This is a genomic window from Kosakonia sp. AG348 (assembly GCF_003337365.1).
Classification (GTDB): Bacteria; Pseudomonadota; Gammaproteobacteria; order Enterobacterales; family Enterobacteriaceae; genus Kosakonia.
Genome location: NZ_QPJR01000003.1, coordinates 138,419 through 162,016, shown reverse-complemented (window position 1 = coordinate 162,016; position 23,598 = coordinate 138,419). Strand labels below are relative to the sequence as shown.

The window sequence follows — 23,598 nt, the reverse complement described above, 5'->3', positions numbered from 1 at the left end:
GCTACGCGATGAGAGCAAACGTAGCCGCGAAACAGACGAGCCTACAGCGGCTCGTCGCTAAAACTTAAAAGGTTTCCCATCCATCATCACCGCCACCCGCCACTGCCGGCCGCGGCTGTCTGACTGGCAACACGGAAGACCTCACGACAGCCGGTTGTTGACCGGGCAAACGGAAGACATCAACCAGCTGTTGCAGTTTGGTGGCTTGATCTTCGAGGCTACCGGCCGCCGCAGACGATTCCTGAACTAGCGCGGCGTTCTGCTGAGTGGTGGTATCCATCTCGGACATCGCCTGGGCAATCTGCGAAATGCCGCGGTTTTGTTCGTCGGACGCAGCGGCAATTTCCTGCATCAAATCTTTCACCTGCAGCACCGAGTTGACGATACCGCTCATGGTTTCACCCGCCAGGTCAACCTGCCGTGAACCCTCTTCAACAAACGTGACCGATTCGCTGATCAACGCTTCAATCTCTTTTGCCGCCTGAGCACTACGCTGAGCTAATGAGCGCACCTCACCTGCCACCACGGCGAAACCTCGCCCTTGATCCCCGGCTCTTGCGGCTTCAACGGCCGCATTGAGCGCCAGAATGTTGGTCTGAAAAGCGATGCCGTTGATAACCGAGGTAATTTCCGAAATACGTTTGGAACTATCCATAATATCTTTCATGCGGCTGACCGCAGCTCCGACGACGCTCCCGCCCTGAGAAGCGGTATCAGAAGCGGTAAGGGCTAGCTGGCTGGCCTGATGCGCGTTCTCTGCGTTCTGTTTTACCGTGGAGCTTAGCTCTTCCATACTGGCGGCGGTTTCAACCACAGCGGCGGATTGCTGCTCAGTACGGGCAGAGAGTTCGTTGTTGCCCAGCGCTATCTCATTCGCGGCAGTGTTCACCGAACCGGAAGCGGCACGCACCATGGCCAGCGATTCGGCCACTCGCTCAACAAGATTATTAAAGGCACTTACTGCCTGGCCGATTTCGTCCAGACGTCCGGTCGGTAACGCATGGCTGAGATCTAATTTTTCGCTAATTGTGACCATGCCGTCTTTCATGCCGTTCAGGCGACGTTTGATATTCAGCACGGTGAACAATCCGAACAAACCCAGAATGAGGGTTGCGGCAATCGTCGCCGTTAAGGAGAGAATCATTGCCCGGGAAATTAAATTGTCGCTGTCCTGAACAGCCTTGGTCACTAATGATGAGTTGTACGCCACTTGCTCAGCAAAATCATTAATTAACAGCGCAATATTATCTGCGACAAACCCACCTTTCTGCATTGACTTAATAATGGCAACGCGGTCATTACTTTCTGAGACTTTAAAATACTGGTCCATTACAGAACGGAATTTTTCTAAATCACTTAATGTTTTATTAGATAAATCCTGATCATGTTGGTCAGAAACAAGATCTTTAAGGTAACCCTGGTGCATGGCGTAGAGTTCGTCATACAATTTTGTTGCATTCTGTTTTATTTCGGCCATCCCGGCGGGATCGTCCGTCAGACCATGTAAAAAGAGCTGCCCGCGAACTTTTAAGATCTGCAGTGTCTCTTTATTCATTGCATCCAGGCTGGGTAAGGTGTTTTCCTGAAAGTAATTTTGTGACTCACCAATTTTAGACAGTGAAATTATAGCGATAACATTAGTGCCGATGAGGCTTAAGATCAGTAATGAGAAAGCAAGTAACAATCTCTTTGTAATATTCATTCGTAACTCCCGACACCATCATGCATAAAATATATTGTTAGATTATACAGTCCCTCGTTTTTTGTCCTGAGGTAGGTATCGGCAAGTCGTAATATTACTTTAGTCGCCAACGCATTTTTTAGAGAAAAATTTATCCAAAGCTGTGAATATAATCACACTAGATAAATCTTAAGAAAACTTAATATTCAGGAAGATAGCAAGGTTAATTAGCAGAGGAATTATATTCACGCTTATTCATACTTAAATAATCAGAAGCAACCTGTTAAAAATAAAAGAGAGGTTATTTTAAATAGTTGCGCACCCGCCATTACTGGCGGGGCGCTATTAAATATCTCAGTTCGGGCATTTATACACTTGCGCATTCATTTCGCTGGCGGTCGGCACGAAGCTGGATAAGAAGCCTTGCGTCGGGCTTGAGACGCTGTATAACACGTTACCGCCCATGGCTGCAGCCTGGTTACGCAATGCATTCGCTGCGCCGCGCAGCGAGCCGCCTTCCTCACCATGCTGACCTGAGAGCCAGTTGCTCTGCGAACCCGTGGCGGTACCGAGGTACTGGCAGGTTGCCGCCGGTTTCTCCTCGACAAAGCGAACGTTCTGCCCGCCGGCGGTCAATTCATTATTGCTGCTACACCCTGCCAGCAACAGCGAGGCGCCAATAATCCCTGCTAAATGTTTTACGTACATGTTATTCCCCATAATCAATGAGCTGGACGCATGTCGCCCGTGTGTAAACCTTATACTAAAAAGATGACCAAAAGAAAAATGCCGCCATCTCAGGCCGCACAAATTGGGGAAAATAATGAAAAAAGATACGGTGCGAAGTATAAAAATCCGACGTCATAGAAAGCGGCAGTGATTACGCTGCGAAAAGGCGTACCAACGTATTAAAAAGATGCCGCCGCCAGTCGCGTTTAACGCCAAAACAATAAGACAGAGCCACGACCTGATAATGAGCGCACCCGCAGAACATGGTTTTCAGTTAACAAAAAAAGAGCGGGCCGAAGCCCGCTCTTTTTCGTTGAACTCGCGCCAGGTCGCCCTGAACGCGCGTCCGGCAGCGATTACATCATGCCGCCCATACCGCCCATGCCGCCCATACCACCAGCAGCACCTAAGTCCGGCGCATCGCCTTTCGGCAGGTCAGTTACCATGCACTCGGTGGTGATCATCAGGCCAGCTACAGAGGCCGCGTACTGCAGAGCAGAACGGGTCACTTTAGTCGGATCCAGGATACCCATGTCGATCATGTTGCCGTACTCTTCGGTAGCAGCGTTGTAACCGTAGTTACCGTCACCTGCTTTCACAGAGTTAGCCACAACAGACGGCTCTTCACCGCAGTTCAGCACGATCTGACGCAGCGGAGCTTCCATTGCGCGCAGCGCAACTTTGATACCCACGTTCTGGTCTTCGTTCTGGCCTTTCAGCTCGGCAAGTTTGCTTGCTACGCGGATCAGCGCAACGCCGCCGCCAGCCACAACGCCTTCTTCAACGGCAGCACGGGTCGCGTGCAGCGCATCTTCAACGCGGGCTTTTTTCTCTTTCATTTCAACTTCAGTTGCTGCGCCAACTTTGATAACGGCAACGCCGCCAGCCAGTTTCGCTACGCGCTCCTGCAGTTTTTCACGGTCGTAATCGGAAGTGGCTTCTTCGATCTGCTGACGAATCTGAGTCACACGACCCTGAATTGCCGCTTCTTCGCCCACGCCATCAATGATGGTGGTGGTGTCTTTGTTGATCACAACACGTTTAGCCTGGCCCAGATCTTCCAGGGTCGCTTTTTCCAGTTCCATACCGATTTCTTCAGAAATCACGGTACCACCGGTCAGGGTAGCGATGTCCTGCAGCATGGCTTTACGACGGTCGCCGAAGCCAGGCGCTTTAACGGCAGCCACTTTCACGATGCCGCGCATGGTGTTCACCACCAGCGTTGCCAGCGCTTCGCCTTCAACATCTTCAGCGATAATCAGCAGCGGTTTTCCTGCTTTCGCAACGGCTTCCAGAACCGGCAGCATTTCGCGGATGTTGGAAACTTTTTTATCAGCCAGCAGGATGAACGGGCTTTCCAGTTCTACTGCGCCAGTTTCCGGCTTGTTGATGAAATAAGGAGAGAGGTAGCCGCGGTCAAACTGCATACCTTCAACCACGTCCAGTTCGTCCTGCAGACCGGTACCGTCTTCAACGGTGATCACGCCTTCTTTACCGACTTTATCCATCGCTTCAGCGATCAGTTTACCTACGGTTTCGTCGGAGTTAGCGGAGATAGTACCAACCTGCGCAATCGCTTTAGAGTCAGAGCACGGTACAGACAGGGCTTTCAGCTCTTCGACCGCAGCAGAGACAGCTTTGTCGATACCACGTTTCAGATCCATCGGGTTCATGCCCGCAGCAACAGCTTTCAGGCCTTCAGTGATGATGGACTGCGCCAGTACGGTTGCAGTGGTGGTACCGTCGCCCGCAGCGTCGTTCGCTTTGGAAGCCACTTCTTTCACCATCTGCGCGCCCATGTTTTCGAACTTATCTTCCAGTTCGATTTCACGTGCTACGGAAACACCATCTTTGGTGATGGTCGGTGCACCGAAAGATTTATCCAGAACCACATTACGGCCTTTCGGACCGAGGGTAACTTTCACTGCATCTGCCAGAACATTCACGCCGCGCAGCATTTTTACACGAGCGTCATTACCGAATTTTACGTCTTTAGCTGCCATTTTCTTTATTCCTTAAATTCGTTCAGGTTCGTTCGCGCGCGCTGTTACGCTTCCACAATTGCCAGAATGTCGCTTTCGGACATGATCAACACTTCTTCGTTGTCGATCTTCTCAGCTTTCACACCGTAACCATCGTTGAAAATCACGATATCACCCACTTTCACGTCCAGCGGTTGCACAGTACCGTTTTCCAGGATGCGGCCCTTACCGACAGCGATGATTTCGCCACGAGTTGATTTGCCTGCCGCAGAACCGGTCAGAACGATACCGCCAGCAGATTTAGACTCAACTTCTTTACGTTTGACGATCACACGATCATGTAACGGACGAATACTCATTGATAGCTCTCCTTTGAGAAAGTCTTTATCAGTTATGGATGACGCCGGGCCACAAACGGTTATCCGGCTGGTGACCTGAGAGATGGGGTTGGCTTTTTCCCCCTTCAAGGGGGAACAGCAAAAAAAATTTGCGAAAATTTATCCGTAGATAAACCACCATTGCTGGCAGGGGCTGCGGCAGCCATCAGCAAAACTGATTGTGATAACATCGACGCTCCTGACGATAAGCAGACAAAAGACAATGAGCGGATTAAAACAAGAGCTGGGGTTGGCTCAGGGCATTGGGTTACTTTCCACCTCTTTACTGGGCACCGGCGTGTTCGCCGTTCCGGCGCTGGCCGCACTGGCGGCGGGTAACAGCAGCCTGTGGGCATGGCCATTACTGATCGTGCTCGTCTTCCCGGTCGCCATTGTTTTTGCCGCGCTGGGCCGCCACTTTCCCAGCGCGGGCGGCGTAGCGTATTTCGTCGGTATGGCCTTCGGCCCGCGTCTTGAACGCGTAACGGGCTGGTTGTTTCTCTCTGTTATCCCGGTTGGATTGCCCGCCGCGCTGCACATTGCTGCGGGTTTCTGGCAAGGCATGTTTGGCTGGCAGGGGCCGCAATTGTTGATGACTGAGTTGGGTACGCTGGCACTGATTTGGCTGTTGGGTACACGAGGCGCGGGTTCCAGCGCGAACCTGCAATCGATTATCGCCGGGCTGATTGTGGCGTTAATTGTGGCGATCTGGTGGCGCGGCGGCATACGTTTCAGCGATATCCCTTTTCCACCAATCTCAGAAGTGCACGTTTCGGCGATGTCGGCTTCGCTGGCGGTGATGTTCTGGTGTTTCGTCGGGCTTGAAGCTTTCGCCCATCTGGCCTCTGAATTCAAAAACCCCGAGCGGGATTTCCCGCGCGCGCTGATGATTGGTCTGCTGCTGGCGGGCTCGGTTTACTGGGCCTGTACCGTTGTGGTGCTGCACTTCGATGTCTGGCGAACTCAGGGCGCAGCGGCGTCGCTGCCGGTGATTGTCGTTGAGTTGTTTGGTAAACACGCGCTGTGGATTGCCTGCATTATTGGTTATCTGGCCTGTTTCGCCAGCCTGAATATCTATATCCAGAGTTTTGCCCGGCTGGTATGGTCGCAGGCGGCATACAAGCCGGATAGCGCACTGGCGAAGCTCTCCAGACGCCAGTTGCCCTTAAATGCGCTGAACGCAGTAATTATCTGCTGCATGTTCTGCACCCTCGCAATTTACGCCTTCAGCGTGAATCTTGATACGCTGATCATCTACGCGAACGGCATTTTCATCATGATTTATCTACTGTGCATGCTGGCGGGCTGTCGCTTGTTGAAAGGACGCTTTAAGGCGCTGGCGGTACTCGGCAGCGCGCTATGTTTGTTGCTGTTGGTGATCCCCGGCTGGAAGAGTCTTTACGCGGTGTTCATGCTGTTCGCATTGTGGTTGCTGCTGCCAAAGCGCCGCACAACCTCCATTCATTCCACTCAGTCATAAAAAGAAGCCCGGCATTGCCGGGCGTCAGAAATTAGCGATCGTCTTTGTTATCCAGACGATCGCGCGGATTGTCTTTGCGCTGATATTCGCCCTCAAATGTCTGCCCGTCAGCACCGCCCGCGCCAAACCCGCCGCCCGGCATCCGCGAAAAACGTAAATGCGGCATCAGTTTCAGCGTCAGGTTTTTTTGCACCGGCGGCAACAGCAACAGCAGGCCAAGGAAGTCGGTAAAGAATCCCGGCAGTACCAGCAACAAGCCAGCGATAATCAGCGAAACGCTTTTGATCATCTCCGCTGCCGGGCTTTCGCCCGCCGCCATCTTCTGCTGCATCAGCAAAAAGTTCTTAAATCCCTGGTTGCGCACCAGCGACATGCCAATCACCGAAGTGAAGATCACCAGAATCAGTGTCATCAGCACGCCAAAAACATGCGCGACCTGAATAAAGATCGAGATCTCGATGTAAACGTATAAAAAGACTGCAATAAACGGTATCCAGCGCACTGGCTTCTCCTGTCAATGAACAGCCGCGTCAGAGCGTCTGTCGAAATGGGTTTGCAAATCGCATCCTGATCAGATGGTGGCAAATGCGGAAAATTCAATTTCGCGGCGGTTGTAAATTTTTGTCTGTTACGAAGCGGTGACTTATTTCACATATTATTAATTATGATGCATTGACGGGGATAATAAGTGATCCCGATTACGGCATTTCCTTTCCTTCAGCATATAATTTCAGTCATCCGGCCGATTAAGGGGATAATCGTCGGTCGAAAAAGACACATAACCACATTAATTTTGTGTGTTTGGTGTATTCATTCGTAGCTTGAAAAAGAAGGTTCACATGTTAAACAACATTCGTATCGAAGAAGACTTGTTAGGTACCAGGGAAGTGCCAGCGGATGCCTACTACGGCGTGCATACTCTGAGAGCGATTGAAAACTTTTATATCAGCAACAGCAAAATCAGCGACATTCCTGAGTTTGTCCGTGGCATGGTGATGGTGAAAAAGGCGGCAGCGCTGGCGAACAAAGAGCTGCAAACCATCCCGAAAAGTATCGCCAACGCTATCGTTGCCGCATGTGATGAGGTCCTCAACAATGGCAAATGCATGGACCAGTTCCCGGTAGACGTCTATCAGGGCGGTGCGGGCACCTCCGTGAACATGAACACCAACGAAGTGCTGGCGAACATCGGTCTTGAGCTGATGGGCCATCAGAAAGGTGAATACCAGTTCCTCAACCCGAACGATCATGTTAACAAATGCCAGTCCACCAACGACGCCTACCCGACCGGGTTCCGCATCGCGGTGTACGCCTCCATCGTCAAACTGGTTGATGCCATCAAACAGCTCGGCGAAGGCTTCGAAAACAAAGCCGTGGAGTTCAAGGATATCCTGAAAATGGGCCGCACCCAGTTGCAGGACGCGGTGCCAATGACCCTCGGTCAGGAGTTCCACGCTTTCAACGTGCTGCTGAATGAAGAAACCAAAAACCTGCTGCGTACCGCCGAACTGCTGCTGGAAGTGAACCTTGGTGCAACGGCAATCGGTACGCGCCTCAACACCCCGGACGGCTATCAACAACTGGCCGTGCAAAAACTGGCGGAAGTGAGCAATCTGCCGGTGGTTCCGGCGGAAGACCTGATTGAAGCGACCTCCGACTGCGGCGCCTACGTGATGGTGCACAGCTCGCTGAAACGCCTGGCGGTAAAACTTTCTAAAATCTGTAACGATTTGCGCCTGCTCTCCTCCGGGCCGCGCGCCGGGCTGAATGAGATCAACCTGCCGGAGTTGCAGGCGGGCTCGTCCATCATGCCAGCAAAAGTGAACCCGGTGGTGCCGGAAGTGGTGAACCAGGTGTGCTTTAAAGTGATCGGCAACGACACCACCGTCACCATGGCGTCCGAAGCGGGCCAGTTGCAGTTGAACGTGATGGAACCGGTGATTGGCCAGGCCATGTTTGAGTCGGTGCATATTCTGACCAACGCCTGCTACAACCTGCTGGAAAAATGCATCAACGGCATTACCGCCAATAAAGCAGTGTGCGAAGGCTATGTCTATAACTCCATCGGCATCGTCACTTACCTCAACCCGTTCATCGGCCACCACAACGGCGACATCGTTGGCAAGATTTGCGCCGAAACCGGTAAGAGCGTACGTGAAGTGGTGCTGGAGCGCGGCCTGCTGACGGAAGCGGAGCTGGACGACATCTTCTCGGCGCAAAACCTGATGCACCCGGCTTATAAAGCGAAGCGTTATACCGATGAAAGCGAACAGTAATTCCGACGGTTAAAAAGACAAAAGGCACGTCCTGAGCGACGTGCCTTTTTCTTTTGGATGGTTACTAAACTATAACAATTCGATATCACTTAGTTAAACAAGGAAGCCAACTATGTTTGCTGCAGAGCTTGTCCTCGTCCTGATTGCTATCTACCTTGGCGCCAGATTAGGCAGCATCGGCATTGGTTTTGCCGGTGGCCTTGGTGTACTGGTTCTCACCCTGTTCTTTCAAATCAAACCCGGGGCAATTCCCTTTGATGTCATAGAAATTATTATGGCGGTCATCGCCGCTATCGCCGCCATGCAGGTAGCGGGCGGGATGGATTATCTGGTGAGCCTGGCGGAAAAAATGCTGCGCCGCCATCCGAAGTACATCACCTTTCTCGCGCCGCTGGTCACCTGGTTTATGACCATTCTCGCCGGTACCGGGCACACCGCGTTTTCCACGCTGCCGGTAATTACCGAAGTGGCGAAAGAGCAAGGTATTCGCCCGTCGCGTCCGCTGTCGATTGCTGTCGTCGCCTCGCAAATTGCGATTACTGCCTCCCCTATCTCCGCGGCGGTGGTCTTTTTTGCTGGCATCCTTGAACCACTTGGCGTGAGCTATCTGACGCTGTTGGCAATTTGTATTCCGGTGACGCTGATTGCGGTCATGTTGACGGCGGTGGTCTGTAACTTCCTCGGTTGCGAGCTGAAAGATGATCCGGTCTATCAGGAACGCCTGGCGAAAGGCGAGGTGAAGCTGCGCGGCAGCCAGGTTTTTGCCATGAAGCCGCATGCCAAACGCTCGGTATTGCTGTTCCTGATTGGTATTGTCGCCGTGATGCTCTACGCCACCGCCATCAGCCCAACCGTTGGCTTAATCACCAACCCGGTGCTACCGCGTAACGAAGCGATCGTGGTGTTTATGCTGACCATCGCCACGCTGATTTGCCTGACCTGCAAAATCGATACCGGCGAAATCCTGAATGCCAGTACTTTTAAATCTGGTATGAGCGCCTGTATTTGTGTGCTCGGCGTGGCGTGGCTCGGCGATACCTTCGTGAAACACCATATTGAAGATATCCAGACGGTGGCGGGCGATCTGCTCCATAGCTACCCGTGGCTGCTGGCGGTGGTGCTGTTCTTCGCCGCAACGCTGCTCTATTCGCAAGCCGCGACCACCAAAGCGCTGATGCCTGCTGCGCTGCTGCTCGGCGTCACCCCGCTGACGGCAATTGCGTCGTTTGCCGCCGTTTCTGCGCTGTTTGTGCTGCCAACGTACCCAACTCTGCTGGCGGCGGTCGAAATGGATGACACCGGCTCAACGCGCATCGGCAAGTTTGTTTTTAACCACGCGTTCCTCGTTCCCGGCGTGATCGCCATTGCCCTGTGCGTCATGCTGGGCTTTATCTTCGGCGGTATCTTGTTGTAAAGGTCTTAAAATCGGGTCGCCCGGCGGCCCGATCCTCTCACTTCGCGTGGTATAGTCGTGGCTTTCGCGCTTACGAGGTTGACGATGAACACGCCTGACGCCGTTGTTATACTCTGCACCGCCCCGGATGAAGCCACCGCCCAGGATCTGGCGGCCAAAGTGCTGGCAGATAAGCTCGCTGCCTGTGTCACCATTTTGCCGGGCGCGACCTCGCTCTATTACTGGGAAGGCAAACTCGAACAAGAGTATGAAGTGCAACTGCTGCTCAAAACCGATGTCGCACATCTGGAAGATCTCTTCGCCAGCATCAAAGCGCACCATCCATACCAAACCCCGGAATTACTGGCTTTACCCGTCACCCACGGAGATTACGATTACCTCTCATGGCTCAACGCATCTTTACGCTGATCCTGCTGCTGTGCAGCACCACCGCTTTTGCGGGCTTATTCGACGCGCCCGGTCGCTCCAGTTTTGTGCCCGCCGACCAGGCGTTTATCTTTGATTTTCAGCAGCATCAGCATGACTTAACGCTCAACTGGCAGGTTAAAGAGGGTTACTACCTTTATCGCCAGCAAATTCACGTCACCCCGGCGCAAGCAACTATTGGCGCGCTAACGCTGCCAAAAGGGGAGATGCATGAAGATGAGTTCTACGGCAAAACGGAAATCTACCGCCAGCGCCTGAACCTGCCGCTTGATATCAACGCAGCGGCAAAAGGCGCGACGCTGACCGTCACTTACCAGGGCTGCGCCGATGCCGGCTTCTGTTACCCGCCGGAAACCAAAGTGGTGCCGCTGATGGAAGTCGCGGCGGCAACGACACAGGCCCCGGTGAATACACCGCCAGCCGCAACGCAGGACAACACGGAAAATCAGCTTCCCTTCTCTGCACTGTGGGCGCTGTTGATCGGTATTGGTATCGCCTTTACGCCCTGTGTGCTGCCAATGTACCCGCTGATTTCCGGCATTGTGCTTGGCGGGAAACAGCGCCTCGCCACGCCGCGCGCGCTGCTGCTGGCGTTTATCTACGTGCAAGGAATGGCGCTCACCTATACGGCGCTGGGGCTGGTGGTCGCAGCGGCAGGGTTATCATTCCAGGCGGCGCTGCAACACCCGTATGTGCTGATTGGCTTGTCGGTACTGTTCACGCTGCTGGCGCTGTCGATGTTCGGCCTGTTTACCTTACAGCTTCCTTCTGCACTGCAGACCCGCTTAACCCTGTGGAGCAACCGCCAGCAGGGTGGCTCCGTGGGCGGGGTGTTTGCCATGGGCGCGATAGCCGGGCTGATTTGTTCGCCCTGCACTACCGCGCCGTTAAGCGCCATCCTGCTCTATATTGCGCAAAGCGGTAACCTGTGGCTCGGCGGCGGTACGCTCTATCTTTACGCGCTAGGCATGGGCCTGCCGCTGATCCTCGTGACGGTGTTCGGTAACCGGCTGCTGCCCAAAAGCGGGCCGTGGATGGAGCAGGTCAAAACCGCTTTTGGTTTTGTGATCCTCGCCCTGCCGGTTTTTCTGCTGGAGCGCGTGCTCGGTGAAACCTGGGGGCTGCGGCTGTGGTCGCTGCTCGGCGTGGCGTTTTTCGGCTGGGCATTTATCACCAGTCTGGGTGCGAAGCGTGCGTTTGTCCGCGTGCTGCAAATCGCCCTGCTCGGCGCGGCGCTGGTCTGTGCGCGTCCGTTACAGGATTGGGCGTTTGGCACCCCCGCCGCGCAGACACACTCGCCGCTGGCCTTCACGCCCATTTCCACCGTCGACGATCTGAACCAGGCGCTGGCGCAGGCCAACGGCCGCCCGGTGATGCTGGATCTCTATGCCGACTGGTGCGTGGCGTGCAAAGAGTTTGAGAAGTACACCTTTAGCGACGCCCGCGTACAGGCGGCGCTGAAAGATACCGTGTTATTGCAGGCCAACGTAACGGCCAACAATGCGCAGGACGCTGCGCTGCTGCGCCAGCTCAATGTGCTGGGTCTGCCGACGATCCTGTTTTTCGACGCGCAAGGCCGTGAGCAACCGGCAGCCCGGGTGACCGGGTTTATGGACGCCGCCGCGTTCGCCGCGCATTTGCGCAATCGCGCCCCGTAAACAACACTGTGTGGGGGAACTCGCTTCAGATAACGGAGGATATCACCGTGCAACGCGAAGACGTTTTGAGTCAAACTTTGCAATTACTTGAATTAAGAGGGATTGCGGACACCACTCTTGAAATGGTTGCCGAGCGCATCGACTATCCCATCGATGAGTTCCGCCGTTTCTGGCCCGACAAAGAGGCGCTGCTGTATGACGCGTTGCGTTATCTCAGCCAGCAGGTAGATGTCTGGCGCAGGCAACTGCTGCTGGACGAAACGCTCAGCAATGAGCAAAAACTGCTGGCGCGCTACGGGGCGCTCACCGAATGTGTGAGCAATAACCGCTATCCGGGTTGCTTGTTTATTGCCGCCTGCACCTTCTTCCCGGATCCGGCGCACCCGATCCACCAGCTTGCGGATCAGCAAAAGCGCGACGCGCATGATTTCACCCATCAGCTGCTGACGCAGTTAGAAGTGGACGATCCGGCGATGGTGGCGAAGCAGATGGAGCTGGTACTTGAGGGCTGTCTGAGCCGGATGCTGGTTAACCGCAGCCAGGCCGATGTCGATACGGCCCAGCGGCTGGCGGAAGATATTCTGCGTTTTGCCCGCTGCCGCCAGGGCGGCGCGCTGACCTAAGCGCCCAGAAATCCCGCCCAGGCGGAAAGCAACAGGCACAGTGCCATCACACGCTGAAACCAGAGTAGCGATGTGGTGGTGCGAAACAGCCGGTTGACCGCCTTGCCGAGCAGCGTCCACGCGCTCAGGCACAGCAGAGAGATCAACAAAAACCACAGTGACAGTAACGACACCTCGCGCAAAGGATGCGCGCCGTGCGGGGCAAACAGGCTTACCACCGCCAGCGCCATCATCCAGGTTTTCGGGTTAATCAGTTGCAGCATCGCCGCCGCACGGCCGCTAAACGGTCGCTGCGCTTCGCCCTGCAAATCGGCCGCGGGCGCGGTAAATAATTGCCAGCTCAGCCAGCTTAACCACAACGCCCCCGCCCAGCTCATCACCTCACGTACCAGCGGATAGCTGCGCAGCACTTCACCCGCGCCCGCGCCGGAGATAAAGACAATCAGGCTGGCTGCCACGCAGGCGCTCACCACCGCAGGCAACGTCGCTTTGATGCCAAAGCGCTGGCTGCTGGTCAGGATCAAAATGTTGGTTGGGCCAGGAGTAATCGACGCCACAAACGCGAAGAGTAAAAACGGCAGATAGCTATAAAACAGGTTCACAGGCAGGCTCCTTATTAATGAGCCTTAGACTGTCGCGTTATTTGCTGTCGTCGTCTGGAAGATTTGTGCACAGCCTGCGGTAGTGCGCGGGCGAGAGGCGATATGCGCGCTGAAACCAGCGCCCAAGATGGCTTTGATCGGCAAATCCCAGCGCGGCAGCAACGCTTGCTGGCGTCTCCCCTTTCGCCAGCTGCGAACGTGCGGTGGCGAGCCGCAGTTGGATCAGCCAGGCGTGCGGGCTTAAATGGAATTCGCGTTTAAAACAGCGCGTCAGTGTAAAGCGATCGGTTCCCGTTTCGCGCGCCAGATCCGAAAGACCAACGTTATCGCCAATGTGCGCATGCAGATAATCACGCGCACGGTGTGCAATGGCTGTGCTTTGCAATTGCGACGGCAGCCGTTTGCGCCACTGGCAATGGTGCGTAAGCTGGCTGAGCAGCCCATCCATGGCGCTTTGCTGGATGATGCGCATCTCTTCGCTGTGCAGTGCGTAAAAGGTCCTGGCAATCGCGCGGATCAATTGCGGTTCCCTGGCGATAGTGTGGGAAAAATGCAGTGAATAGCTCGACGGCACCGATTCATACAGGCCGCGTAATGTGTCGCTGAGCCAGCGATCATCAAGGTAAAAGGTCAGATAGGTAAACCCGCCTTCTACCGGGGCGTCACCATCGTGGATCTCGCCCGGCTCCAGTAGAAAGGCATCGCCCGGCGTACTGCGGTGGCGCTCCCGCCGACAGTGAAACTGCTGCGTACCGGAAAGCGTAATGCCCACCAGGTAGCTATCGTGCCAGTGCGGATCGTAAGCGTGCCCTTCAAAATGCGCGCGGATGGTTTCAATTCCCGTGTCCGCATGTTGCCGCAGTTCCAGCCAGTCTTTCGCCATATCGCCTCCAACGTGCCACCGGAAGTTAGCATTCATATCTTTAAGGTAAAAGTCTGGAAGATTTGTGCAATGGTCGATTTGTGCCGCGCAATTGCTCAGATTGCCGCAAAGTTGAGCAACTGGATAGAATTGAAGGAAATAAAGTTGACGCCTTAAGACGATTAAGGTTTAATGCGCCCCGTTGCCCGGATAGCTCAGTCGGTAGAGCAGGGGATTGAAAATCCCCGTGTCCTTGGTTCGATTCCGAGTCCGGGCACCACTTATTCAGAGAACCCAGCCTATGGCTGGGTTTTTGCTTTTGGAGATACGGACTCTCCATCGAACTGCGTTCGATTGTTTGCCGCAAGCGGCTCCCCCCTTCGGGGCCAGCGCGACAAGCGCGCTGTTCAACGCCTGACGGCGTTAGTCCGGGTCCGGGCACCACTATTTAAAGAACCCGCCCAAAAGGCGGGTTTTTGCTTTTGGAAATGCAGACCCTTCATCAAACTGCGTTCGATTATTCGCCGTGCGTGTTCATTAACCGACCCTGCACCATGCGGCTCTTCGCCACGCTGGAATGATTTTCAGCGCACCCGACCTTTCATTGCTCTCTCCTTTCCCGCCACATTGCTCTACTGGAAATCGCAGCACCTTGTTTTTCCATGCGATCGCGTCAATAGTGTCGTTTTTCCTGAAACGGATATTCCTATGGTTAAGAGCGTGAATCGCGCCTCGCTGTCTGCGGCGGCGCTGGTGCTGTTAGTGATCCTTATCTATACCGGCTGGTTTGCCAAAGACCGGGTGACTTGGCTGATGGAAGTGGTTCCGGTAATGGTTGTCGTGCCATTGTTGCTCGTCACCTGGCGCCGTTATCCGCTGACATCGCTGCTGTATGTGCTGATCTTTTTCCACGCCATTATTCTGATGGTCGGCGGCATGTATACCTACGCGAAAGTCCCGGTTGGTTTTGATGTGCAACATCTTTTTGGGCTGAGCCGTAACCCGTATGACAAACTCGGCCACTTCTTTCAGGGGCTGGTGCCGGCGCTTGCTGCCAGAGAAATACTGCTGCGCGGGCAATATGTGCGGGGCGGGAAGATGCTCGACTTTATCGTCTGCTGCATTGCGCTGGCGATTAGCGCCACCTATGAATTAATTGAATGGTGGGCGGCGCTGGCTATGGGCCAGGGCGCAGATGAGTTTCTCGGCACCCAGGGCGATCCGTGGGATACCCAGTCGGATATGTTCTGCGCCCTGCTTGGCGCGCTGACTACGGTGCTGGTTCTGGGGCGCTGGCACAAACGCCAGCTCAAGGTGTAAGACAAAGCGCGGCGAAGACTGGAGCCAATGGTATTCGCCGCCTATACTCCGGAGATTCCCCCCAACGCCCATACACCTATGACCACGCAACTTCTCACCCGTGACTGGCGCTTACCCGTCGCTGTTGCCCTGCTGGCGGTGGTGCTGGCAGCGGCCTTCGTTTTACATGCGCACTGGGCGGCCTTTTTGCAATGGTGCCTGGCAACGCAAATCACCCTGCACCGCTATCTGGTGATGTATTTACTGCAACTGAACAACCACCAGTACAGCGGCGGCTTATGGCTGCTGACCGGCGCGTTCTTTTATGGCGTGCTGCACGCGATTGGCCCAGGCCACGGCAAATTCATCGTTACCACCTGGCTTAGCACCAACAACGAAAGCCAGATTGCGGCGCGCGTCGTTCCCGTGCTGGGCAGCCTGATGCAAGGCGTCAGCGCTATTCTGTTCGTCTTTATTCTGGCGGTCGGTTTCAACCTTGCCGCAGGCGATCTCAGTGAAAGCCGCTGGTACGTTGAGAAAATAAGCGCGGTGATGATTGGCGGTTTCGGTGCGTATGTCGTCTGGAATGCACTCAAAACCCTGCAGCCACGAAAACTGGCAATCCGCTCACTGGCTCCCGCACATCAGCACGACGATCATTGCGGCTGCGGTCATCACGGCGTTGGCATGAGCACGCAAGGCGACTGGAAAACGCGTCTTGGTGTGATCCTCGCTATTGGCGCACGCCCGTGCAGCGGTGCGATCATGATTTTGCTCTTCGCCAATGCGCTCGGCATCGTGAGTTGGGGCATTGCGGCGGTGATGACCATGGCGGTCGGCACGGCACTGTCGATCGCCGGATTGTCGCTGGCGGTGCGCTATGCGCGTAACAGCACGGCGGCGTTTTTTGGCGGTGAGGCAAGCACATTACACAAGTTCGTTCCGGTGCTGAAAATCGCTGGTGGCGTGGCGCTGATCCTGTTCGCGCTGGTGCTGTTTTTAACGGTTATTCCGGTGAGTGCAAACGGAGATTATATTGCGGCGGGATGCTAAAAATCCCGGATGACCGCGCCATCCGGGATTGGCATTACTCGTTGATTTTTGGATGTTGCTGCACAAGGCGCGCACGCTTTTCCTGCAACTGAGCGATCTCCTCATCGATATCTTCGATTTTCTGCTCAATGTTATCGTGATGTTCCTGCAAGATTTCCCGCGCTTCCTGCAGATCCGACGCCGCCGGGGTCGCTCCTTTCAGCGGTAGATTCGCTGTCTCTTTCATCGTCAGGCCGGTAATCAGGCCAATCACCGCAACCACCATCAGGTAATAGGCAGGCATCAGCAGATTGGCTGAACTTTCCACCAGCCAGGCCGTCAGCGTCGGCGTCAGACCGGCAATCAGGATAGAGATGTTGAACGCGCTCGCCAGCGCGCTGTAGCGAATGTGCGTCGGGAACATCGCTGGCAACGTTGACGCCATCACGCCGGTAAAGCAGTTCAGCACCACCGCCAGCATCAGCAGACCCGCGAAGATCAGGCCAATAATGTTGCTGTTAATCATGATGAAGGCCGGGATCGCCAGCACAAACAGCGCAATGCTGCCCAGAATAACAAACGGACGGCGGCCAAAGCGGTCGCTCAACAGCCCCATTACCGGCTGCACAAACAGCATACCAATCATGATAGCAATGATGATCAGCACGCCATGGTCTTCGGAATAGTGCAGGTTATGCGACAGGTAACTTGGCATATACGTCAGCAGCATGTAGTAGGTCACGTTGGTGGAAATCACCAGACCAATACAGGCCAGCAGGCTGCGCCAGTGTTTGGTCGCAATCTCTTTAAATGAGACTTTCGGCCCATCCTGCAACCCCTGGCGATCGCCCTGCTCCAGTTTGTCGACGTGCTGCTGGAAGGCAGGCGTCTCTTCCAGTGCGTGGCGCAGATAGAGACCGATTAACCCCAGCGGGAGCGCCAGGAAAAACGGGATACGCCAGCCCCAGTCGAGGAAGTTCTCCTCACCGACAATGGTAGAGAGCAGAACGACGACGCCCGCGCCGAGCACAAAACCGGCGATGGAACCAAAATCCAGCCAGCTGCCCATAAAGCCGCGTTTTCGGTCCGGCGAGTATTCGGCGACAAAGATGGATGCCCCGGTATATTCGCCGCCCACCGAAAAGCCCTGCGCCATCTTACACAGCAGCAGTAAAATCGGCGCCCAGATACCAATGGTGGCATACGACGGGATCAGACCAATACAGAAGGTACTGACGGACATGATCACTATCGTTATTGCGAGGATTTTTTGTCGGCCGTATTTATCGCCCAACATGCCGAAGAACAGGCCGCCTAACGGACGAATCAAGAACGGAACGGAAAACGTCCCAAGCGCAGCAATCATCTGCACGCTGGGGTTTGCATCGGGGAAGAACACCTTACCAAGGGCGTAGGCGACAAAGCCGTAAACGCCGAAATCAAACCACTCCATGGCGTTACCCAACGATGCGGCGGTAATCGCTTTACGCAATTTGCCATCATCGATAATGGTTACATCACGCAAGGTGATGGGTTTAATTTTTTTCCTTTTTAGCATGCATCTATTCCTCTTTAGACTTTCGCCCTGAACCGCCCGGCGTACTCTCCCTGCCGGGCGTTTTAAATGGCTTTTCAGCCTTCCTGTTCAAGCGTAGCAGGTTTACTTACACGGACTGTTTAAAGCCTGTACAACCGAACCTGTTGACGCCTGCCGGGCAGTGAATGACCTTTTTACCCTAACAGGGTTTAAAAATGTGATCAAATTCACATAGTTTTACCACGCAATAATCCTCCTCACAGTTTTAACGCTTTTTCTCTCATCGGGAATAAGAAACATCTAATGCGCAGCAGGCTAAAAATATGCCGGTAATCACCTTGGTGATTATTATCTTCCTTGCTATCTCCCCATATATTTCTTCACAACTCATTTACAGCAAAAATAAATAAACAAATATCAGATTATCTTTACGCAAAATATGTGATCGGCGTAACTAAAACATTGTTTCATTCTTATTGAATAGATATTCCATTGATCGGATGATAACGACATAACCCCGCAGAGTGGCGCAACACAGCGTCTTTAAATGCGGCGACCAGCGGCAATCGATAGCGAGTGCCCTGCCTGAGAAATTCTTTAATGAATTGAAAATATTCACTATTAATTTTTAGCTTTCCTCGTTCATGGCAATGACGAGCAGTGAGGATTTATTATGAAAATCAAGGCCACGATAGAACGCATTCCTGGCGGGATGATGCTGGTTCCGCTGCTGTTAGGCGCAATGTTGAATACGCTGGCACCGGATACCGGTGCTTATTTTGGCTCATTCACTAAAGGGATGATTACCGGCACAGTACCCATTCTTGCGGTGTGGTTTTTCTGTATTGGCGCATCCATTGATTTACGCGCTACCGGCACCGTTTTACGTAAATCCGGCACGCTGGTGCTGACAAAAATTGCCGTCGCCTGGGTAGTGGCGATGATCGCCGCATCGTTTATTCCGGACACCGGCATCCAGACCGGATTCTTCGCTGGGCTTTCCGTGCTGGCGCTGGTATCCGCCATGGATATGACCAACGGCGGTCTGTACGCGAGCCTGATGAACCAGTACGGCAGCAAAGAGGAGTCCGGCGCGTTTGTGTTGATGTCGCTGGAATCCGGCCCGCTGATGACCATGGTGATCCTCGGCTCCGCCGGTCTGGCCTCGTTTGAGCCGCATCACTTTGTCGGCGCCGTGCTGCCGTTCCTGATTGGTTTCGCGCTCGGTAACCTCGATCATGATTTGCGCGCTTTCTTCAGTAAAGCAACGCCGGTGCTGATCCCGTTCTTCGGCTTCGCGCTGGGTAACACCATCAACCTGAGCGTTATCATGCAAACCGGCCTGCTGGGCATCTTCCTCGGCGTTGCGGTGATTATCATCACCGGTATTCCGCTGATTATCGCCGACCGTGTAATCGGTGGCGGCAACGGAACGGCAGGTGTGGCAGCCTCTTCTGCGGCAGGCGCGGCGGTGGCGAACCCGGTAATTATCGCGCAGATTAACCCGGCATTTGAACCGGTTGCCGCATCCGCAACCGCGCTGGTCGCCGCAAGTGTGATAGTGACGGCCATTCTGGTGCCGATTATCACCGCGCTGTATGCGAAACGCTTCGGTCATGTGCCGCACGCGAAAGAGGAAGCAGAGAACCCGATCGAGTCGACAGGACACTAAAGATGCTCGATCAAAAAAGCCCCTGATGGGGCTTTTTTAATGCCAGTTGAAAAGCGCATCCGGCGGGCGTGGTCAGCAAGAGTTGGCTTTGCCATGCTCCCGCGCATGACCGGGAGAAAATGCCCGTTGCGGGTTTTGATTACCCCTCTCACCGTTACTCACCGCTGTCTTTATAAGAGGGATGTTTACGGGTATGAAAGCGGGTTACTCACCGAACACTTCGTCCACCATCGCCGTCGCGATGCGTGTCGCGGAACAGAGCCGCGGCATGCCCAGCGCCACCGTTTGCCAGCTCTGGGTGACAGACCAGCAGATCGGATGGCGTTCAGCATCACACCAGTCGCCAAGCCAGCCGAGTAAATCTTTATAGTCCATCAATCCTGGCGTCGAAGGTGTCGCCAGCCATTGGTGGTAGAAATGTCGGGTTGCCGGCGAAGCATTAATCCCCTGCGCCAGAAAGTCGGCAGCCATCGCGCGCAGATTATCTTTCAGCATCGTCGCCACACCTTCATTCGCCAGGCGGCAGGCATCACCAAACGCCCCCCAGCGCAACTCTTCCAGCGCGATGTAGCAGCGTCCGGCCATCGACCAGCCGTTGTAATTCCCGGCACGCCAGTGGGCAAAAACTTGCTCGCTATGGTTGCCCGCCTGTACGGCCAGTCCGCGCTGGGTCAGCGCTTTCTCTTTCCACGCCGCACGTTGGCTGAAATGCTCAACCAGCTCGTCATATTGCTGCTGCACGCCAGGCGTCGCGTTGGCAGGACGGCGCTCCGCTTGTTGCAATGCCGCCAGCCGCTCGGTAATGCGGGTTAATGCCAGATATCCCGGATCAAGCATGCTGGCCAGTTTTTCCGCCAGCCCCAGACGCAGCGCGTCGTTTTCATTTAATACGCCAGACATTGCCCACGGGCGCAGCTGCGTTTGCGCCATGATCTCCTGCGTCAGCCGCTCACGAAACAACTGCTGTTGAGGCACAATCGGCGTCTGGCGCGGCGCATCAACGCCCTGCACCAAATCCACGATAAATTTCGGGTGAATACACTCAAGTACGCGCCCCGGGCCGTCCAGTAGTCGATTTTTCATGGTAGATCTGCCGCGAAGAGGGTTTGTATATCATCGCGTAACAGGCGTGCGTCCTCATGGATCCAATTGGCCGTCCTGATGCTCTGCTGCAACTGCTGGCGCAACGCCAACACTGACGACTCGTTCTGCTGTCGTATCGCCAGGCTGTCACGCAAACTTTCCTGTAGTCCCGCGAGACTTAACGAGAACTCGGCAAAAAATGTCGCCATTCCCGCCGTAACAGAAACATCGACCTGCGCGCTTAAAGCTTTACGAATTTGTTCACAAAAATGAGCAACATGGTCGATGAGTTTCTTATTTAACGCCGTAAGGTCGATCACATAGCGGGTACGTGTGGCGACATAATCGTCCCAGCCCCAGCTGGGGTTGTTGAGCCAGCGCGACACAGTTTCCCGCATGCTGCCAGCGCGCGGCGCCTGCCCGGCAGGCAAATCTTGCGGCGCGATCACATTGGTAAACAGCGAACGAGCGTTAAAGTTGAGCGCGCTTGCCTGGAACGCCGGGAAACTGATACGGGCGCGAAAACCAGCGTGCGTGAGTTCCTCTTTAATGCGTGTTTCGATGGGGCGCATCGCATCGTTCAACGAGCGCGCCAGCGTATTTTCCAGTTCGTCGAAACGCTGTGCCAGCTCACGGCTGATGCGCTCCTGCGCCGCGACTAAAATCGTCTCGCACACCGAGCGGATTTTACTGAGCGCGACCTGCGCCTGGCCTTCATTTTCCAGCACCAGTTGCCCCGGCGCGAAATGCTCATCGAAACGCAGGTCGGCATGGCTGTCTCTGACCATTGTCATTAACTGACCATCATGGAACCAGGCATCAATGGCTTCGACAATTTCAAATTGCTGGCCATGAATATAAATTTCGGCTGCGGCGAGCGCCTCTTCCACTTCATGTTCAATTTCATCGCTAACGCCTTCCTGGCAGCTACGCAGCAGCGCCATGTCCTCTTCCAGCCGGGAGATGTTTTGCTCCAGCTTTTCATAGGCCACGGTTAATCCCTGATAGCGAAAATCAAGGTACTCGCGGGCGCTTTGGGTGTAGTTCAGCAGCTTATGCGACGCCGAACGCAGCGCATAAAGCGAGGCGTTCGCGTGTGCGGCATGCAGCAGCGTGCGAATCGGTTTTTCAAACAGCGAATCTTCCCACAGCAGATCGGCGGCATGGCGGATATGCTCAATATCCTCTAAATCGGCGTTGCGCCAGCGGCGTCCGAGCGCGGCTTCGGCAAAGTCCTGCACCCAGCGTTGCTCTTGCGGATCCGGCAAACGCCCCTGGTGCTGCAACTCATGGCGGGCGCGGTTCGCCAGATAGCCCCACATTGAAGAGACCGGGAAAATTTGGGTCGGGTTAATGTTTCCTTTCATTAACGTACCGGAAATCAGCGCCTTCACCTGATCTTCATCGTCGCTGTTGCGATCTTTTTGATCGAATTTATTCACCAGTGCGTACAGCGGCACCGAACGGCCGACCGAGGAGATCGCGCGGCGCACTTCCTCATCAGAGATGGATTTAAGCTGTGTGTAGTCCATCACCGCCAGCACCGCCGAAGCGCGCGCCAGTTGCTCGCTGAGCATTTTTTGCAGATGTGGCTGCCCGGCTTCATTCGGCCCGGGGGTATCCAGCAGTGTCAGTTGGCCCAGTTGATTATCGAGCCCGGCCAGATGCACAAACTCCACCTCAATCACCGGAATGTGTTCAATCGCCGCATACGCGGAAAAGGGGAAGTCCACATCCAGCGCTTTGGAGAGGCGCACCAGATCATTGAGGCTTTTCAGGCAGTGGAAGATCGGCTGTGCGCCCAGATAGTGCTTATCAAAAGCATCGCCTTGCGCAATACGATCCAGCAGCGCGGCCATGTCTTTATCGATTTCAATTTTTTGCGCCAGCTTTTCACGGTTGTAATTAAAAAGCCGCGTCTGAAGCTGTTGCGCAAGCGCGTCGATAGGCCCGACGTGAGAAAAATGCAGCACCGGCTCTTTTTGACCAGGTGTGTGGCGAATAAGGGTGGGCAGCGCGGTCATCGGCCGGTTGCGGTTGGGCAGCACTTCCGTGCCAACAATCGCGTTGATGGTGGTCGACTTTCCTGCCTTCATGGTACCGACAATCGCCAGCACCATTTCCAGCCGGGTAATTTTCCGTAATTCGTTATGCAGCGTCGCCTGCTGCGCTTCAACGCCGCGCGCGCTGAAATGCAACGGCAAAACATTGGCGTTTTCCGCCTTACCGGTGGCGTTCGTCTCATCAAACGTCGCCGTCGGTATTTTTTTTAAAGCCTGGAGATTGTGCAAGGAAAGTTGCAACAATCTTTCTGCTTCCTGGCTTAATTCAAAAATTGTTTGTGTGTGCATGTCAAAAGTCTTTCCTTAACGCAAATTTTCTTACTTTTATTTAGCCGGAATGTTTTATTAGTGAAGTTTCGGCTTTTATAATTACGTGTGGAAAATATCTTCGAAAAGATAAACGCCTGATGATACTCAGGAAAATATATATTTTTTTTCTCAAAAAATGACAGCGGCGCAACTCCGGTGATAAAAACCAGAGAGTTTGAGCTTAGCTCATTTTCAGGAACAACCAGGATATATCATCATTTATTTACCCACCCAATTTGAGAGGTAATAACCACCATTGCTGGCAGCGTAGCAGGCATGACAGTTCGGGTTCGAATTACACCAGATACTACACGCCACCTTATATGAATTAGTAAATGCTGGCAATTTCCACCAGAAAATAATCTAAATAACTGGTGTAAGAATTTACTCATCATGTTTCTGGGATAAGCATCGCTTAACCGAATGACAGGTTGTGTCACTACTTTCATCTTTTTATGTTTTTTCTGAAAAAAATAATAACAACGGCAACTGT

19 protein-coding genes and 1 tRNA gene are annotated in these 23,598 nt (G+C 54.1%); 10 read left to right on the top strand and 10 right to left on the bottom strand.

Annotated elements, in window-relative coordinates; translation table 11 throughout:
• Window positions 1-64: 64 nt before the first annotated feature.
• The 4 genes from DFO56_RS07820 to DFO56_RS07800 all read right to left on the bottom strand — a co-directional run bounded on the left by DFO56_RS07820 (window position 65) and on the right by DFO56_RS07800 (window position 4,751).
• Complete coding sequence (locus DFO56_RS07820) at window positions 65-1,702, bottom strand: methyl-accepting chemotaxis protein (RefSeq protein ID WP_045514347.1); 1,638 nt, start codon at window positions 1,700-1,702, stop codon at window positions 65-67.
• A gap of 333 nt (window positions 1,703-2,035) precedes the next feature.
• Window positions 2,036-2,389, bottom strand: coding sequence for a DUF4156 domain-containing protein (locus DFO56_RS07815; protein WP_020456210.1), 354 nt, complete (start codon window positions 2,387-2,389; stop codon window positions 2,036-2,038).
• 377 nt (window positions 2,390-2,766) lie between these two features.
• Window positions 2,767-4,413, bottom strand: a complete 1,647-nt coding sequence (groL, locus tag DFO56_RS07805) for a chaperonin GroEL (protein WP_020456209.1) — start codon at window positions 4,411-4,413, stop codon at window positions 2,767-2,769.
• A 44-nt stretch (window positions 4,414-4,457) separates the two neighbouring features.
• Window positions 4,458-4,751 (bottom strand): co-chaperone GroES, encoded by a 294-nt coding sequence (locus DFO56_RS07800; protein WP_007372708.1) that lies wholly within the window; start codon window positions 4,749-4,751, stop codon window positions 4,458-4,460.
• A gap of 241 nt (window positions 4,752-4,992) precedes the next feature.
• On the opposite strand from DFO56_RS07800, the gene yjeH reads away from it, so the two are divergent.
• Complete coding sequence (yjeH, locus tag DFO56_RS07795; RefSeq protein WP_045514345.1) at window positions 4,993-6,249, top strand: L-methionine/branched-chain amino acid transporter; 1,257 nt, start codon at window positions 4,993-4,995, stop codon at window positions 6,247-6,249.
• A 31-nt stretch (window positions 6,250-6,280) separates the two neighbouring features.
• Here yjeH and DFO56_RS07790 read toward each other — a convergent pair whose 3' ends face one another.
• Window positions 6,281-6,751, bottom strand: a complete 471-nt coding sequence (locus DFO56_RS07790; RefSeq protein ID WP_045514342.1) for an FxsA family protein — start codon at window positions 6,749-6,751, stop codon at window positions 6,281-6,283.
• 337 nt (window positions 6,752-7,088) lie between these two features.
• Between DFO56_RS07790 and aspA the strand changes: the two genes are divergently transcribed.
• From aspA to DFO56_RS07765, 5 genes are all read left to right on the top strand, one after another.
• Window positions 7,089-8,525: an aspartate ammonia-lyase gene (aspA, locus tag DFO56_RS07785; RefSeq protein WP_020456206.1), complete on the top strand. Its 1,437-nt coding sequence runs from the start codon at window positions 7,089-7,091 to the stop codon at window positions 8,523-8,525.
• A 112-nt stretch (window positions 8,526-8,637) separates the two neighbouring features.
• Entirely contained in the window at window positions 8,638-9,939 is a 1,302-nt protein-coding gene (locus tag DFO56_RS07780; protein WP_045514340.1) for an anaerobic C4-dicarboxylate transporter, read from the top strand.
• Between the two features lie 84 nt (window positions 9,940-10,023).
• Entirely contained in the window at window positions 10,024-10,347 is a 324-nt protein-coding gene (gene cutA, locus DFO56_RS07775) for a divalent cation tolerance protein CutA (protein ID WP_045514338.1), read from the top strand.
• On the top strand, window positions 10,323-12,023 hold the full coding sequence (locus DFO56_RS07770; protein ID WP_045514336.1) for a protein-disulfide reductase DsbD: 1,701 nt from the start codon (window positions 10,323-10,325) through the stop codon (window positions 12,021-12,023). The genes cutA and DFO56_RS07770 overlap by 25 nt, the downstream gene beginning before the upstream one ends.
• A gap of 47 nt (window positions 12,024-12,070) precedes the next feature.
• Complete coding sequence (locus DFO56_RS07765) at window positions 12,071-12,646, top strand: transcriptional regulator (RefSeq protein ID WP_017459204.1); 576 nt, start codon at window positions 12,071-12,073, stop codon at window positions 12,644-12,646.
• Here DFO56_RS07765 and DFO56_RS07760 read toward each other — a convergent pair.
• Window positions 12,643-13,248: a LysE family translocator gene (locus DFO56_RS07760; RefSeq protein WP_114413851.1), complete on the bottom strand. Its 606-nt coding sequence runs from the start codon at window positions 13,246-13,248 to the stop codon at window positions 12,643-12,645. The genes DFO56_RS07765 and DFO56_RS07760 overlap by 4 nt on opposite strands.
• 37 nt (window positions 13,249-13,285) lie before the next feature.
• The gene (locus DFO56_RS07755; protein ID WP_020456201.1) at window positions 13,286-14,131 is read right to left on the bottom strand and encodes an AraC family transcriptional regulator; all 846 of its coding nucleotides are present in this window, start codon (window positions 14,129-14,131) and stop codon (window positions 13,286-13,288) included.
• Window positions 14,132-14,314: 183 nt separating this feature from the next.
• Here DFO56_RS07755 and DFO56_RS07750 point away from each other — a divergent pair.
• The 3 genes from DFO56_RS07750 to DFO56_RS07740 all read left to right on the top strand — a co-directional run bounded on the left by DFO56_RS07750 (window position 14,315) and on the right by DFO56_RS07740 (window position 16,462).
• Window positions 14,315-14,390: transfer RNA gene (locus DFO56_RS07750), tRNA-Phe, on the top strand.
• Between the two features lie 428 nt (window positions 14,391-14,818).
• The gene (locus DFO56_RS07745; protein WP_045511871.1) at window positions 14,819-15,430 is read left to right on the top strand and encodes a DUF2238 domain-containing protein; all 612 of its coding nucleotides are present in this window, start codon (window positions 14,819-14,821) and stop codon (window positions 15,428-15,430) included.
• Between the two features lie 78 nt (window positions 15,431-15,508).
• Window positions 15,509-16,462 (top strand): nickel/cobalt transporter, encoded by a 954-nt coding sequence (locus DFO56_RS07740; RefSeq protein ID WP_045511867.1) that lies wholly within the window; start codon window positions 15,509-15,511, stop codon window positions 16,460-16,462.
• 34 nt (window positions 16,463-16,496) lie between these two features.
• Here DFO56_RS07740 and proP read toward each other — a convergent pair whose 3' ends face one another.
• Complete coding sequence (gene proP / locus DFO56_RS07735; protein WP_020456197.1) at window positions 16,497-17,999, bottom strand: glycine betaine/L-proline transporter ProP; 1,503 nt, start codon at window positions 17,997-17,999, stop codon at window positions 16,497-16,499.
• Window positions 18,000-18,651: 652 nt separating this feature from the next.
• Between proP and kdgT the strand changes: the two genes are divergently transcribed.
• A complete protein-coding gene (kdgT, locus tag DFO56_RS07730; protein ID WP_020456196.1) occupies window positions 18,652-19,650 on the top strand; it encodes a 2-keto-3-deoxygluconate transporter in 999 nt (332 codons plus the stop codon).
• Window positions 19,651-19,854: 204 nt separating this feature from the next.
• On the opposite strand, the gene DFO56_RS07725 is transcribed toward kdgT, so the two are convergent.
• Together DFO56_RS07725 and crfC are read right to left on the bottom strand one after the other, a co-directional pair.
• A complete protein-coding gene (locus tag DFO56_RS07725; protein ID WP_020456195.1) occupies window positions 19,855-20,733 on the bottom strand; it encodes a diguanylate cyclase regulator RdcB family protein in 879 nt (292 codons plus the stop codon).
• Window positions 20,730-23,084 (bottom strand): clamp-binding protein CrfC, encoded by a 2,355-nt coding sequence (crfC, locus tag DFO56_RS07720; RefSeq protein WP_020456194.1) that lies wholly within the window; start codon window positions 23,082-23,084, stop codon window positions 20,730-20,732. Before crfC ends, DFO56_RS07725 begins: the two co-directional genes overlap by 4 nt.
• Window positions 23,085-23,598: the final 514 nt, after the last annotated feature.